Raw genomic sequence first — 14,133 nt, 5'->3', positions numbered from 1 at the left:
GCCGTGCCGGAGACACCGCTGCGGCAGCCTGCACCGGACACTGGACATTCCGGACCGGATCAGCGCCGACGACCTCGCGGCCGGTCCGAAAAATCGCCACAGTCGCATATGTCGCCCTACGGATCTGGGGCCGGCATGTGAACGCTAACCATCGTTTTCGATGGACGCACGTCCCCGATTGCTCAGGTTGACACCGGATGTCGATCTATCTATGTTAACGCTCATCCAGTTACCCCGATCATTCGTCGGGTGGCGAAAGGGGAGTGCCGGTCGACAAGGGTGCTCCCGCTGCCCTTCCGGACCGTGTGCTGCCACCGCCCGAGCGGCAACCGGAGGAGGACCCATGTCCCGATCACGCCCGAGGCTCGGGCTCGCGTGTGTCCTGGTGCTGTCCGGCACCCTGCTCGCCGTCCCCTCCGCCGCCGCCGGAGCCCCCGCGGTCGCCAGCACCGACTACACCGTCGACGTCGATGCCACCGACACCGGTCCGACGATCGACGACAACATGTACGGGGTGTTCTACGAGGACATCAACCGGGCCGCCGACGGCGGGTTGTACGCCGAACTGGTGCAGAACCGGTCCTTCGAGTACGACCCGGCGGACAACGCCGCGTACACCGGAATGACGGCCTGGGCGCCGACGGCCCCGGACGGGGCCCGGGGCACGGCCGCCGTGGTCGACGACGCCGGCCGGTTGAACGAACGCAACCGCCGCTACCTGCGGCTGAACCTGCCCGCCGGTGGCGGGGGATACGGCGTCATCAACGCCGGCTACAACTCCGGGATCCGGGTCGAGCGGCAGCGCGACTACGACTTCTCCGTCTGGGCGCGGACCGACGCGACCGCCGGCACGCCGCTGACGGTCCGGATCACGGACCCGGCCGGCACGGCACTGGCCACCCCGCTGCGGATCACGCTGCGCGGGGACGGTTGGACGAAGTACACCGGCAGGTTCCGGGCCACCGGCTCCAGCACCACCGGTCGGCTCGCCGTGACCGGTGCCGGCGGCGGCAGCGTGGGGCTGGACATGGTCTCGCTCTTCCCCCGGGACACCTTCAAGGGCCGGCCGAACGGGATGCGCCGGGACCTGGCCGAGAAGATCGCCGCGCTGCGGCCCGGCTTCCTGCGCTTCCCCGGCGGCTGCCTGGTCAACACCGGCAGCCACTACGGCTACACGGCGCCGAACTGGGAACGGCAGCGCTCCTACCAGTGGAAGGACACCGTCGGACCGGTCGAGGAGCGGGCCACCAACGCCAACTTCTGGGGCTACAACCAGTCCTACGGGATCGGCTACTACGAGTACTTCCAGTTCGCCGAGGACATCGGGGCGATGGCGCTGCCCGTCGTACCCGCGATGGTCACCGGCTGCGGCCAGAACCGCGCCACCGACGACCCGGAACTGCTGCGCCGGCACATCCAGGACACCCTGGACCTGATCGAGTTCGCCAACGGACCCGCCTCGTCGCAGTGGGGCAGCCTCCGGGCCCGGATGGGGCACCCCGAGCCGTTCGGGCTGACCCATCTCGGGGTCGGCAACGAGGAGAACCTGCCGGACGCGTTCTTCGAGCGGTTCCGGCAGTTCCGGACCGCGATCGAGGCGGCCCACCCGGAGATCACCGTGGTCAGCAACTCGGGCCCGGACGACGCGGGCGGCACCTTCGACCGGCTCTGGGAGCTCAACCGCGCGGCCGGGGTCGAGATGGTCGACGAGCACTACTACAACAGCCCGGAGTGGTTCCTCCAGAACAACGAGCGGTACGACGCGTACGACCGGGCCGGGCCGAAGGTCTTCCTCGGGGAGTACGCCTCGCAGGACAACCGGTTCTACAACGCGCTGACCGAGGCGGCCTACATGACGGGGCTGGAGCGCAACGCCGACATCGTCAAGCTCGCCTCGTACGCCCCGCTGCTGGCGAACGAGGACTACGTGCAGTGGCGCCCCGACATGATCTGGTTCAACAACCACGCCTCGTGGGGGTCGGCCAGCTACGAGGTGCAGAAGCTGTTCATGACCAACGTCGGTGACGAGGTGGTGCCGAGCCGCGCCTCGGGGACGCCCACCACGACGGTGCCGATCACCGGTGCGATAGGCCTCTCCACCTGGGCCACCAGCGCCGCGTACGACGACGTCACGGTGACCTCCGCCGACGGCACCACCCTGCTGCGGGACGACTTCTCCGCCGGCGCCTCGAACTGGACCCACAGCAGCGGCCGGGGCTCCTGGTCGATAGTGGACGGTTCCTACGTGCAGTCCGACGCGGCCGCCGAGGACACGATGGTGACCGCCGGCGACCCGGGGTGGCGCGACTACGATCTGCGGGTCACCGCGACCAAGCGGTCCGGCCAGGAGGGCTTCCTGGTCGCGTTCGGTGTCCAGGGCACCGGCAACCACTACTGGTGGAATCTCGGCGGTTGGGGCAACACCACCTCGGCGGTGGAGAAGGCCACCGGCGGGGCCAAGCAGCAAATGATCTCCAAGCCGGGCACGATCGAGACCGGCCGCGCGTACGACCTGCGGGTCCAGGTACGGGGACGGCAGGTGACCCTGTTCCTGGACGGGCAGGAGTGGGGCAGCTTCACCGACGACAAGGTCGCCGAGCCGTTCCGCCAGGTCGTCACCCGGGACCGGGCCACCGGAGAACTGGTGCTGAAGGTGGTCAACGCCCAGGCCGCCGAGGCCCGGACCCGGATCGACCTCGGTACCCAGATCCGGGTCTCGTCCACCGCGCAGGTGACGACGTTGCAGGGCGGGCCGGACGACGTCAACACCGCCTCCTTCACGCCGATCCAGCCCCGGACGTCGCGGCTGACCGGCGTACGGAACACGTTCAGCCACACCTTCCCGGCGTACTCCGTGACGTTCATCCGGATCGGCGCCACAGAGAGGACGACGCCGTGACATCCGACAAGCTCAGCCGACGCGGACTGCTGCACGCCGGCGGGGGACTGCTCGCCGCCGGAACGGCCGCCGCCCTGCCCGCCAGCGGGGCCTGGGCGGCACCGGCCCCGGCACAGCGCCCGGATCGGGCGGCCACCACCGACGGGTCCACCTCCGGCGGCGCCGGCCTGCCGACCCGGAACCCGCTGGTCGCGCAGCGCGCGGACCCGTTCATCACCAGACCGGTCTCCGGGATGTACTACCTGACCGGCTCGGTGCCGGAGTACGACCGGATCGTGGTGCGCGGCGCGTCCACGCTCGACGGGCTGGCGAGCGCGCGGGAGCGTACCGTCTGGCGGCGTCCGACCTCCGGCCGGATGGGCGGCTACATCTGGGCCCCGGAACTGCACCGCATCGACGGGCGCTGGTACATCTACTTCGCCGCCGGCGACTCCGACCAGCCGTTCCGGATCCGGACGTACGTCCTGGAGTCCGCCGCCGCCGATCCCCGGGCGGACGCCTGGGTGCTGCGCGGGCAGGTGACCACGGCCTGGGACACGTTCACCCTCGACGCGACGACGTTCGTCCACCGGGACGTCCGGTACTTCCTCTGGGCGCAGAGCGAGCCGGGCATCGCCACGAACAGCAACCTCTACATCGCCGAGATGGCCTCGCCGCTGGCGATCAAGGGTGATCCGGTCCGGATCGCCGTACCGACCCTGTCCTGGGAGGTGCAGGGCTTCCGGGTCAACGAGGGCCCGGCCGTGCTCGTCCGCAACGGGCGGGTCTTCGTCACCTTCTCGGCCAGCGCGACGGACCACCGGTACTGCATGGGGCTGCTCACCGCCGACGAGAACGCCGACCTGCTGGACGCCCGTTCCTGGACCAAGTCGCCGCAGCCGGTGTTCGGCACCAACGAGAACACCCGTCGGTACGGCCCCGGGCACAACTCGTTCACCGTCGCCGACGACGGCGAGACCGACGTGCTGGTCTACCACGCCCGGGACTACCGCGACATCACCGGAGACCCGCTCTTCGACCCGAACCGGCACACCCGGGTGCAGCGGCTGTACTGGAACGCCGACGGCACGCCCAGCTTCGGCGTACCGGTCGGGGACGGCGGGACCGTGCTCCGACTGTCCCCGATGGACGCGCCCGGTGCCTACGTACGGCACTTCGGGTACCTGCTGCGGGTGGAGGGCAACGTCCGGGAGGTCGCCGACTCGCAGTTCCGACTCGTGCCCGGGTTCTCCGGTGCGGGGCGGGTGGCACTCCAGTCCGTCAACTTCCCGGACCGGTACGCCCGGGTCGACGGCACGGTACTGCGGGTCGACCCGTACGAGGACAGCGACGCGTACGCGAGTGCGGCGAGCTTCGTCCAGGTACGCGGGCTCGCCGACCGGCGGGCGACGTCGCTGCGGCTCTCCGACGACGCGGACGTCTACGTCACGCACGACGGCAACGGGCGGTTGACGGTCGGCCGACCCGGCAACCGGCGGGTCGACCGCGAACGGGCAACCTTCCGGATCAGCCCGGATCCGGCCGACTGATCTCCGCCGTCCCTCCCGACGCTGGCGCTGGCACGGCGGTGGGTGTTGGCGTTGCGACCGGCGCTGCGGTGGGTGCTGGCACTGCGTCCGGCGCGGGGGCTGGCACTGTTGCCGTTCGCGTCGCCGCCGTCTCCGGGTCCGGGTCCGGGTCTGCCGCCGCCGGGGCCGGCTGCTCCGGCGGGCGGCCGGTCCGCCACCATGCCGGGCCGGCGGCATCCCCGGCGGTGGAGTGGGCCCGGCGGAGCTGGCTCTTGCGCACCTTGCCCGATCCGGTCCGGGGCAGGACGTCGACGAAGACCACCGACTTCGGGATCTTGTAGCGGGCGATCCGGCCGTCGAGCGATGCCAACAGCTCCGCCGGATCGACCGTCGACCCGGACCGGAGCACCACGACCGCCCGGCCCACCTCGCCCCAGCGGTCGTCGTCGACGCCGATCACCGCGCACTCGGCGACCGCCGGATGCTGGTACAGCGCCTCCTCGACCTCGGCGGGATAGACGTTCTCGCCGCCGGAGATGAACATGTCCCCGACCCGGTCGCGGATGTGGAAGTAGCCGTCCGGGTCGACGATGGCGAGATCACCGGAGCGGAACCAGCCGTCCGGCGAGAGCACCTCGGCGGTCTCCGCGGCCCGCCCCCAGTAGCCGGCCATCACGTTCGGCCCGTGCACCACGATCTCGCCGTGTACGCCCGGCGGCACCTCGCCGCCGGCGGCGTCCCGGAGCCGTACGTCGGAGAAGAAGACCGGGGTACCCGCCGAACCGGCATGGTCGGCGCTGTCGGCGGCGCGCAGGAAGAGCGCCCCGGGTGAGGTCTCGGTCATCCCGTACCCCTGCATGAAGGTCAGGCCGCGCCGCTGGTAGGTCCGGATCAACGGCTCCGGGACCGGCGCCCCGCCGCAGATCATCGAGCGCACCGAGGAGAGGTCGGCGTCGGCCCAGCCGGGCGCGGCGGCGATCGCCGCGAACATGCTCGGCACCCCGAACATGAACGTCACCCGGTGCCGTCCGATCAGCTCCAGGGCCGCCGACGGGTCGAACGCGGGGACCAGCACCGACCGGCCACCCTTGAGGAAGGTGGGCAGCACCGTCTGGTTGAGCGCCGCGACGTGGAACATCGGCGCGGTCACCAAAGTCACCTCGTCGGCGGCGAGGTCGACGTCGATGAGCACGTTGAAGCTGTTCCAGGCCAGATTGCCGTGGCTGAGCCGGACCCCCTTCGGACGCCCGGTGGTGCCCGAGGTGTACAGCACCACACAGGTCCCGTCGAGCGGCACCGGCTCGTCGAGCGGCTCGGACCCGGCCCGGCCGAGCAGCGTGGCGTAGTCGGGATCGTCGCCGCCGGGTTCCAGCGCGACGGTGTGGCGCAGCGCGACGAGATCGCGCAGGGCCGCGACGACGGAACTCTGGCCGGGTGCGTAGAGGAGGACGTCGACGCCGCAGTCGGCGAGAATGTAGGCGAGTTCCGGAGCGGTGAGTCGGAGGTTCAGCGGTACGAAGACCGCGCCCAGTTGCCCGGTGCCGAAGAACGCCTCCAGGAACGTCGGATGGTTCGGCCCGAGGTAGCCGACCCGGTCACCGGGGCGTACGCCGAGACCCCGCAGCGCGTGTGCGGCCCGGTTCGCCCGGTCGGCCACCGCCGCGTACGTCCACTCGCGATCGCCGTGCACCAGCGCCACCCGGTTCGGCGACATCCGGGCCCGACGGGTGGCCCAGGATCCGACACCTTCGTTACGCATTGTCACCTACCCGGTCCGGAACTTCCGATGTCACGGCGGTACGGCGATCCGGCACGGCGCGCCGCAGCACCGGCCCGAGGTCGCGCAGCGCCGGCACGATGCCCCGGGGCAACAACAGCAGGACGAGCACCAGCAGGCCGGCGTAGACCGCGTACTGGAGCACGCTGGGCGCGTAGCTGGGCATCCCGGGTCGGGTGCCGAGAGTGTTGAGGAGTTGGACCAGCAGCACCATCCCGGTCGCGCCGAGGACCGGCCCCCAGAGCGTGCCGAGGCCGCCGACGACCGCCATCACCACGTACTCGATCGACATCAGCACCGGGAACGAGCCGGGGGAGAGGTAGCCGACGTAGAAGGCGTAGATCCCACCGGCCAGCCCGGCGATCGCCGCGGAGAGCGCGAAGACCGCCAGCCGGTACCGGCCGACCGGGACGCCGCAGGCCGCCGCCGCGCTCTCGCTGCTGGCCAGGGCGCGGAGTCCCCGGCCGGGCCGGGAGGTGATGATGTGGTGCGCGAGGAGCATCGCACCGGCCACCGCGAACCAGGTCAGGTACGCGTAGGAGAGGTCGTCGGCGAGTTCGACTCCGCCGATTGAAAACCGGGGTACGCCCTGTAGTCCGATCGCGCCGCCCGCCCAGTCGGCCTGGCTGAGCAGGGAGAGCAGGATCAGCTGCATCGCCAGGGTGGCGAAGGCGAGCGCGTGTCCCCGCAGCCGGAGCAGCGGAATCCCGACCACCCCGGCGAACAGCGCGGCGACGACCGGGGCGGCGAGCAGTCCCGCCACCGACGGGACGCCGTGCACCGAGAGCAACCCCGCGGTGTACCCGCCGATGCAGGAGAACGACGCCTGGCCGAGCGAGACCTGTCCCGCGTACCCCATCAGCAGCGACAGGCCCAGGGTGACCAGTACGGCGAGGCCCAGCAGGATGAACACGGAGAGTTGCTTGCTGCTCAGTACGGGCGGCAACGCCAGGCTGGCCAGTACGACGACGGCCACCGGCGCCCGCCGGACGACGACACCCCGGTCTGGTCCCCTCAACGGGAGCCTGCCTTTCGTTCGTGACTGCGGGGCTCGCAGACCCGGCTCACTCCTCGCACTCACGGGAGCCTGCCTTTCGTTCGTGACTGCGGGGCTCGCAGACCCGGCTCACTCCTCGCACTCACGGGGCCTGCCTTTCGTTCGTGACTGCGGGGCTCGCAGACCCGGCTCACTCCTCGCACTCACGGGGCCTGCCTTTCGTTCGTGACTGCGGGGCTCGCAGACCCGGCTCACTCCTCGCACTCACGGGGCCTGCCTTTCGTTCGTGACTGCGGGGCTCGCAGACCCGGCTCACTCCTCGCACTCACGGGAGCCCCTCGACAGTGGGGCGGCGGGCGGCCTGCCAGATCAGCACCGCGAGCATCAGGCCGAGCGCGATCTCGAGCTGGTGGGCAGCGCTGCCGTAGCCGGCGACCGCCGCCTGGGCGACCCCGAGCAGCAGCCCGCCGGCGAGCGCGAGTGCCGGCCGGGTCAGCATTCCGATGATCGCGGCGGCGAAGCCGTTGACGAGAAGTACGACGTCGCCGTCGAAGGTGACCTGCTGCATCGGGGTGATCAGTACTCCGGCCAGGCCGCCGAGCGCCCCGCCGAGGGTGAAGGAGAACAGTCCCATCCGGGTCACTCCGATGCCGACCAGCCGGGCGGCGTACGGATTGGCGGCGCAGGCGGTGAGTGCCCTGCCCAGGTAGGTGCCGGCGAAGAAGAGGCCGAGCAGCGCGAACACCAGCACCGTCACCGCGATGATCAGCAGGTAGTGGGTCGGCACCCGGGCTCCGAACAGGACGGTCGCGCCTGCGACGCCGTCGAACGAGCGGGGCTGGTCGCCCCAGAGCAGCACCTCGACCGCGTACGCGAGGATGCCGAGCCCGATGGTGATGATGAAGCCGACCTGCGGAGTCGTGCCGGGCTTGCCGATTGTGATCGCGCCGACCGTGAGACCCACCGCCGCGGCGATGACCACCGCGAGGCCCTCGGCGAGGCCGTGCGGCAGGCCCGAGCCGAGGAACGTCGAGGCGCACATCGCCCCGATCACGGCGAACCCGCCCTGGGCGCAGTTCACCACGTGGGTGACCCGGTAGATGACGATCATGCCGCTGCCGACCAGTGCGAACGCGCAACCGGTGCCGAGGCCGGTGATCAGGTAGAGCGCGAACTCGCTCACGGGACCCCCACCGGCCCCTCGGGACCGGAAACCGGATTGCCCAGGTACGCCTGGATCACCTCCGGACTGCGCCGCAGCTCCGCGCTCGGCCCCTCGGCGACGACCCGGCCCGCCTCCAGGACGTACCCCCGGCCGCAGAGCCGGAGCGCGAGCCGGGCGTTCTGCTCGATCAGCAGCACCGCCATCCCGTCCTCGGCGTTCAACCGTTGCAGGTACGCGGCCAGGTTCGCCACCACGATCGGGCCCAGCCCGAGCGAGAGTTCGTCGATGACGAGTACCTCGGGTCGGCCCATCAGGGCCCGGCCGACCGCGACCATCTGCTGCTGGCCACCGGAGAGCGAACCGGCGGCCTGGCGCCGGACCCGGCGCAGGTCGGGCAGCAGCTCGTAGATCCGGGTGGTGTCCCGCTGCCGGGTACGCCAGGCGCCGAGCTGGAGATTGTCCTCCACGCTCAGCGAACCGAAGACCTGCCGCCCCTCCGGTACGACACCGAGCCGGCCGCGCACCGCGACCGTGCCGGCCGCCGGGCGGAGGATGCCGGCCAGCGTGTTGACCAGGGTGGTCTTGCCGGCGCCGTTGGGCCCGATCAGGGCGACCAGTTCACCCGCCGCGACGCGGATGCTGACGCCGTCGAGCGCGGTCGCGGTGCCGTACCGGACGGTCACCGAGGTCGTCTCGACGAGTGTCGCGTTCACCGGTCCGCCAGGTCCACGCCCAGATAGGCGGTGACCACCGCCTCGTCGTCGCGTACCTCGTCGGGGGTGCCCTCGGCGATCACCCGGCCGAGGTCGAGCACCGTGATCCGGTCGGCGAGCCGGGCGACCAGGCCGACATCATGCTCGACCATCAGCATGGTGAGCCCCTGCCCCTTCAACTCCTCGATGAGCCGCGCCAGTTCCTCCCGCTCGGCGGCCCGGAGCCCGGAGGCCGGCTCGTCGAGCAGCAGCAGCCGTGGCCGCCCGCACAGGGCGCGGGCCACCTGGAGCGCCCGCTGCTGACCCAGCGGCAGCGACTCCGCCGGCCGGTCGGCCCAGTCGGCCAGACCGGCCCGGTGCAGCGCCTCGACGGCCCGGGTCCGGATCTGGCGTTCCGCACGGTGGTGTGCCGGTAGCCGCAGGGCGGCGCTGAGGAAGCCGGCCCGGGTGGTGGCGTGCGCGCCGACCATCACGTTCTCCAGCGCGGTCATCCCGTGGAAGATCCGGGCGTTCTGGAAGACGATCCCGATGCCGAGCCCGGCCCGGCGGTGCGGCGGCAGCCGGTCGATCCGGGAGCCGTCGTACTCGACGGTGCCGCGGTTCGGGGCGAGTTGCCCGCCGAGAAGGTTGAACAGCGTCGACTTGCCGGCGCCGTTGGGACCGATCACACCCCGCAGTTCCCCGGCCGCGACGTCGAGGTCGACGTCGTGCACCGCCAGTACGCCGCCGAAGGACCGGCGCAGGCCCCGTGCCCGCAGCAGCACCGCCGGTCAGTTCCCGGTGAGCTGGGCGAGTTGGCTCTTCGCCCAGTCGGTCGGTACGAACGCACCCTTGGTGACCGTGTTCACCGAGATGAACGTTCCGGGAAGGCCGGAGTGGTCGGTCGGGCTGTACGCGTACTTCCCGTTGGGGGTGACCAGGGTCAGGGCGTTCAACGCCGCCTGGATCTTCTCGTGTTCGGTGCTCTCGGCACTGGTGACCGCGGCGGCGAGGAGTTTGACCGCGCTGTAGCCGTCCTGGGCGAACTGGGGCGGCGGGTAGCCGTACTTGGCCTGAAAGGCGTCGGTCAGCTCCTTCACCGCCGTCTTCTGTGGACCGTCCGGCAGGTGTTCGCCGACGACTCCGATCGAACTGGCGACGAGTACGCCCTCGGCCGCCGCGCCGGCCGGCTTGAGGAACAGTTCGCTGGCCTGCGCGCCGGTCAGCACGAGCGGGATGTCGAGTCCGGCGGTCGCGTACCCTTTGGTGAGGGCGACACCGGGCGCGCCGGTGGCCCAGACGAGCAGCGCCTGCGCGCCCGAGGACTTCACGTGGGTGAAGACCGCGCTGAACTCGGTGGCGGTGGTCTGGAACTCCTCGGTCGCGACCAGGGTGACGCCGTACTGCGCGGCCTTCGCCTGGGTGGCCCGGAAGCCGGCGACCGCGTACGAACTCTTGGTGTCGTGGGCGACCGCGACCCGGGTCAGATTGACCGCCTTGAAATACTGTAGGAGCCGGTCGGCGTAGGTCCCGGCTATCGCGGGAACCACGAAGACGTACGGATGCACCGGCGAGACCTGTTCGTCGGCGGCGGTCACCGACAGGTACGGGATCTTCTCCCGGTCGACCAGTGGGATGGTGGCGAGCGCCGAGTTGGAGAACGGCGAGCCGATGATCGCCGCGACGTCGGCGCCCTTGAGGTCGTTGAACGCGAGCACCGACTGCTCGGGTTGGCTCTTGTCGTCCTTGACGAGAACCTCGACCTGCCGGCCGAGCAGTCCGCCCTTGGCGTTGAGTTGCTCGACGGCCAGTTCCACCGCCTTCTTGTTCTCGCTGCCCAAGGTCGAGTAGTTGCCGGTCAGCGAGACGATCTGGCCGACCCTGATCGGCGACGTGTCGTCGCCGGATTCGTCGGAGTCGCCGCAGGCGGTGCCGGCTGTGAGAAGTAAGGCGGTGGTGAGCGCAAGGGCGAGTCGACGCACGCGTGTCTCCCAACGACGAGGTGTCGGGTGCAGGCCGAAGTGGTCGCCACGAAGAAGTCTGGTGGAACGGTCATGGGCATTGGGTTGTTATGTCCGACCCGCCTTCTGCGGTTAAGTTAGGCGCGTTCAGATCAGCCGTCAAGGGCCGGTACGGCATTGTCCCTTACCGATCCACGCCGCGAGCCGCCGAGGGGTTCGGTACGGGATCGCCGCCGCTCACTCGAAGAACAGCGGCAGCAGCGGGAGCGAGTTGACCGCGGTGTGCAACGCGAAAATGCTCCAGATGTTGCGGTGGCGGGCCCACAGGTAGCCGGCGAGGAGTCCGAAGCCGCCATTCCAGACCACCATGATCGCGATCATCTCCGCCAGTGGACCGTCGCCGATCCGGTGTACGTGCATCGCGGTGAAGAGCAGCGCGGTGGCGACGATCGCGGGCCAGCGTCCGAGCAGCGCCTCCAGCCGGGTCTGCAACAGCATCCGGTAGAAGACCTCCTCGGCGAGGCTGGCGGTGAGGAAGGTCAGCAGCATGGCGGCGAGCAGGAACACCCGGTCGAACTCGCGGTACCCGGAGAGGTCCTCGGTGCCGGCGAACGGGCTGTAGTAGAGCAGGTAGGCCCAGCCGAGGAGCGCGGGCAGCGGGCCGAGCCAGCGCCACCGGACCGGCACCGCCCGGCGGTGGTCGACCCCGCCCCGCCAGTCGGTCGGCCAGCGGCGCAGCAGCAGCCAGGCGCCGCCGAAGAAGAGCACGAGCTTGACCAGCCCGTACCAGACGCCGGGGTCGGCGACGAGCACCACGGTGGGCAGCAGCAGGGCGATCCCGACCAGGCCGACGACCTGACGGGTCAGTGCGGGCCGGTGCGCGGCGTCGGCCGGGGCGATGGCCGGTAGCTGTGGTGGCACCAGCCGGGTCAGGGCCAGGCCGACGAGGGTGGCGACGACGATCGCGAGCAGCGGCTTCGGTGACGCCTCGGCGTCGGCGGAGGTCTGTACGTCCGGGCCGCCGAGGCCGAGCAGGACGAACGGGGAGACGAGGAACAGGGCCAGTCCGGTACCGGTGAAGATCCGCCATCGCATCGTCCCAGCGTCGTGGTCGGCCCGCCGGTTCTCGTCGCCCGTCGTGATGATCCGCCGCTACCTCCTTCGACGGATTACCGGTCGGACCCGGGGTGGCACGTGCCGGCGCCAGGGCGGCTCAACTGTGGCTTGCGAATGGTGCCAAAGTGATGCCATCATGGTGCCGCACGGAACGGCGGGCGGTACGCCGGCACCGACCGCCCCGTTCCGACGACCTTCAGTGACGACATTCAGGAAGGAGAGGACATGGCCGCACCCCGATCGGCGATCTCGGTGACCGGTTTGCGCAAGTCCTTCGGCAAGCAGGTCGTACTCGACGGCATCGATCTCGACGTACCGGAGGGCATGGTCTTCGCGCTGCTCGGCCCGAACGGCGCCGGCAAGACGACCACGGTGCAGATCCTGTCCACGCTGATACCCGCCGACGGCGGCGAGGCGCGGGTCGCCGGCCACGACGTGGCCACCGACCCCGACCCGGTACGCGCCGCGATCGGCGTGACCGGGCAGTTCTCGGCGCTGGACAACCTGCTCAGCGGCGAGGAGAACCTGCGGCTGATGGCGGACCTGCACCACCTGGGCCGGAGCGAGGGCCGGCGGCGCGTCAGCGAGCTGCTGCAACGGTTCGACCTGGTTGACGCGGCCCGGAAGCGGGCCGTGACCTACTCCGGCGGAATGCGCCGCCGGCTCGACCTGGCGATGACCCTGGTCGGCGATCCGCAGATCATCTTCCTCGACGAGCCGACCACCGGGCTCGACCCGCGCAGCCGGCGGACGATGTGGCAGATCGTCCGCGACCTGGTGGCCGGCGGGGTCACGGTCTTCCTCACCACCCAGTACCTGGAGGAGGCGGACCAGCTCGCCGACCGGATCGCCGTGCTCGACCACGGCAGGCTGGTCGCCGAGGGCACCCCGGAGCAGCTCAAGCGCCAGGTCCCCGGCGGTCACGTCCGGCTGCGGTTCACCGATCCGGATGGTCTCCGGTCGGCGGTACGGCTCCTCGACGAGGCCAGCCCCGACGACGACGCGCTCGCCCTGCGGGTGCCGACCGACGGCAGCGTCCGGGAACTGCGGGCCCTGCTCGGCCGACTCGACGACGCCTCGATCGAGGTCGAGGCCCTGACGGTGCACACCCCCGATCTCGACGACGTCTTCCTCGCACTCACCGGTCATCCGCAGCAGGAGAAGGAGGGGGAAACCGTACGATGAGCACTCTTGGCCACGTCGCGAGCGACTCGGCGACCATGCTGCGCCGCAACCTCCGGCACATGCTGCGCTACCCGTCCCTGACCCTGATGCTCCTCGCGATGCCGATCATCTTCCTGCTGCTGTTCGTCTACGTCCTCGGCGGAACGCTCGGGGCGGGACTCGGCGGTGCCGCCGGCGGTCGCGCCGACTACGTCGAGTACGTCACCCCCGGCATCATCCTGATCACCGTGGCCAGCGGCGCGACGGGAACGGCGATATCGGTCGCGATGGACATGACCGAGGGGATCGTCGCCCGGTTCCGCACCATGGCGATCTCCCGCACCTCGGTACTGACCGGACACGTCGTCGGCAGCCTGATCCAGACCCTGCTCTGCGTCGCGGCCGTGCTCGGGGTCGCGTTGCTCGTCGGGTTCCGGCCCTCCGCCGGTCCGGTCGAGTGGCTCGGCGTGGCAGGTCTGCTCGGGCTGCTCATCCTGGCGCTCACCTGGCTGTCGGTCGCGCTCGGCATGTCGGCCAGGAGCGTCGAGACCGCGAGCAACCTGCCGATGCCCCTGACGCTGCTGCCGTTCTTCGGCAGTGGCTTCGTGCCCACCGACTCGATGCCGGCCGGACTGGGCTGGTTCGCCGAGCACCAGCCCTTCACCCCGATCATCGAGACCCTGCGCGGCCTGCTGACCGGTGCGCCGATCGGCGACAGCGCGGCCGTCTCGGTCGCCTGGTGCGTCGGGATCACCCTGGTCGGATACCTCTGGGCGCGCCGGACGTACAACCGCGCCTCCGTACGGTGACCGGGCGGCCACCCGGGTCCAGTGACGGGTTCGGGTGGTCCTGAC

11 protein-coding genes are annotated in these 14,133 nt (G+C 70.8%); 4 read left to right on the top strand and 7 right to left on the bottom strand.

Annotation, left to right across the window (positions count from 1 at the left end; genetic code table 11):
* The first annotated feature begins 343 nt into the window (after positions 1–343).
* Positions 344–2,899 (top strand): alpha-L-arabinofuranosidase C-terminal domain-containing protein, encoded by a 2,556-nt coding sequence (locus H4W31_RS35670; RefSeq protein WP_192770626.1) that lies wholly within the window; start codon positions 344–346, stop codon positions 2,897–2,899.
* Positions 2,896–4,428, top strand: a complete 1,533-nt coding sequence (locus H4W31_RS35665) for a family 43 glycosylhydrolase (protein ID WP_192770625.1) — start codon at positions 2,896–2,898, stop codon at positions 4,426–4,428. Before H4W31_RS35670 ends, H4W31_RS35665 begins: the two co-directional genes overlap by 4 nt.
* Here the strand turns inward: H4W31_RS35665 and H4W31_RS35660 are convergent.
* From H4W31_RS35660 to H4W31_RS35630, 7 genes are all read right to left on the bottom strand, one after another.
* Positions 4,406–6,166 carry an acyl-CoA synthetase gene (locus H4W31_RS35660; protein WP_264084108.1) on the bottom strand — a complete coding sequence of 587 codons (1,761 nt, stop codon included), beginning with the start codon at positions 6,164–6,166 and terminating at the stop codon, positions 4,406–4,408. The two genes, H4W31_RS35665 and H4W31_RS35660, sit on opposite strands and share 23 nt — an antisense overlap.
* The gene (locus H4W31_RS35655) at positions 6,159–7,202 is read right to left on the bottom strand and encodes a branched-chain amino acid ABC transporter permease (protein ID WP_192770624.1); all 1,044 of its coding nucleotides are present in this window, start codon (positions 7,200–7,202) and stop codon (positions 6,159–6,161) included. Before H4W31_RS35655 ends, H4W31_RS35660 begins: the two co-directional genes overlap by 8 nt.
* A 304-nt stretch (positions 7,203–7,506) precedes the next feature.
* The gene (locus H4W31_RS35650) at positions 7,507–8,364 is read right to left on the bottom strand and encodes a branched-chain amino acid ABC transporter permease (protein WP_192770623.1); all 858 of its coding nucleotides are present in this window, start codon (positions 8,362–8,364) and stop codon (positions 7,507–7,509) included.
* On the bottom strand, positions 8,361–9,059 hold the full coding sequence (locus H4W31_RS35645; RefSeq protein WP_192770622.1) for an ABC transporter ATP-binding protein: 699 nt from the start codon (positions 9,057–9,059) through the stop codon (positions 8,361–8,363). The genes H4W31_RS35650 and H4W31_RS35645 overlap by 4 nt, the downstream gene beginning before the upstream one ends.
* On the bottom strand, positions 9,056–9,823 hold the full coding sequence (locus H4W31_RS35640) for an ABC transporter ATP-binding protein (RefSeq protein WP_192770621.1): 768 nt from the start codon (positions 9,821–9,823) through the stop codon (positions 9,056–9,058). The genes H4W31_RS35645 and H4W31_RS35640 overlap by 4 nt, the downstream gene beginning before the upstream one ends.
* Before the next feature lie 6 nt (positions 9,824–9,829).
* Positions 9,830–11,020 (bottom strand): ABC transporter substrate-binding protein, encoded by a 1,191-nt coding sequence (locus tag H4W31_RS35635; protein ID WP_192770620.1) that lies wholly within the window; start codon positions 11,018–11,020, stop codon positions 9,830–9,832.
* Between the two features lie 216 nt (positions 11,021–11,236).
* On the bottom strand, positions 11,237–12,094 hold the full coding sequence (locus H4W31_RS35630; protein WP_192770619.1) for a CPBP family intramembrane glutamic endopeptidase: 858 nt from the start codon (positions 12,092–12,094) through the stop codon (positions 11,237–11,239).
* 246 nt (positions 12,095–12,340) lie between these two features.
* Here H4W31_RS35630 and H4W31_RS35625 point away from each other — a divergent pair, with 246 nt between their 5' ends.
* Both H4W31_RS35625 and H4W31_RS35620 read left to right on the top strand, forming a co-directional pair.
* On the top strand, positions 12,341–13,300 hold the full coding sequence (locus H4W31_RS35625) for an ATP-binding cassette domain-containing protein (RefSeq protein WP_192770618.1): 960 nt from the start codon (positions 12,341–12,343) through the stop codon (positions 13,298–13,300).
* Positions 13,297–14,088 carry an ABC transporter permease gene (locus H4W31_RS35620; protein ID WP_192770617.1) on the top strand — a complete coding sequence of 264 codons (792 nt, stop codon included), beginning with the start codon at positions 13,297–13,299 and terminating at the stop codon, positions 14,086–14,088. The genes H4W31_RS35625 and H4W31_RS35620 overlap by 4 nt, the downstream gene beginning before the upstream one ends.
* Positions 14,089–14,133: the final 45 nt, after the last annotated feature.

Source organism: Plantactinospora soyae, assembly GCF_014874095.1.
Lineage (GTDB): Bacteria > Actinomycetota > Actinomycetes > Mycobacteriales > Micromonosporaceae > Plantactinospora > Plantactinospora soyae.
This window is presented reverse-complemented; position numbering and strand designations above follow the sequence as displayed.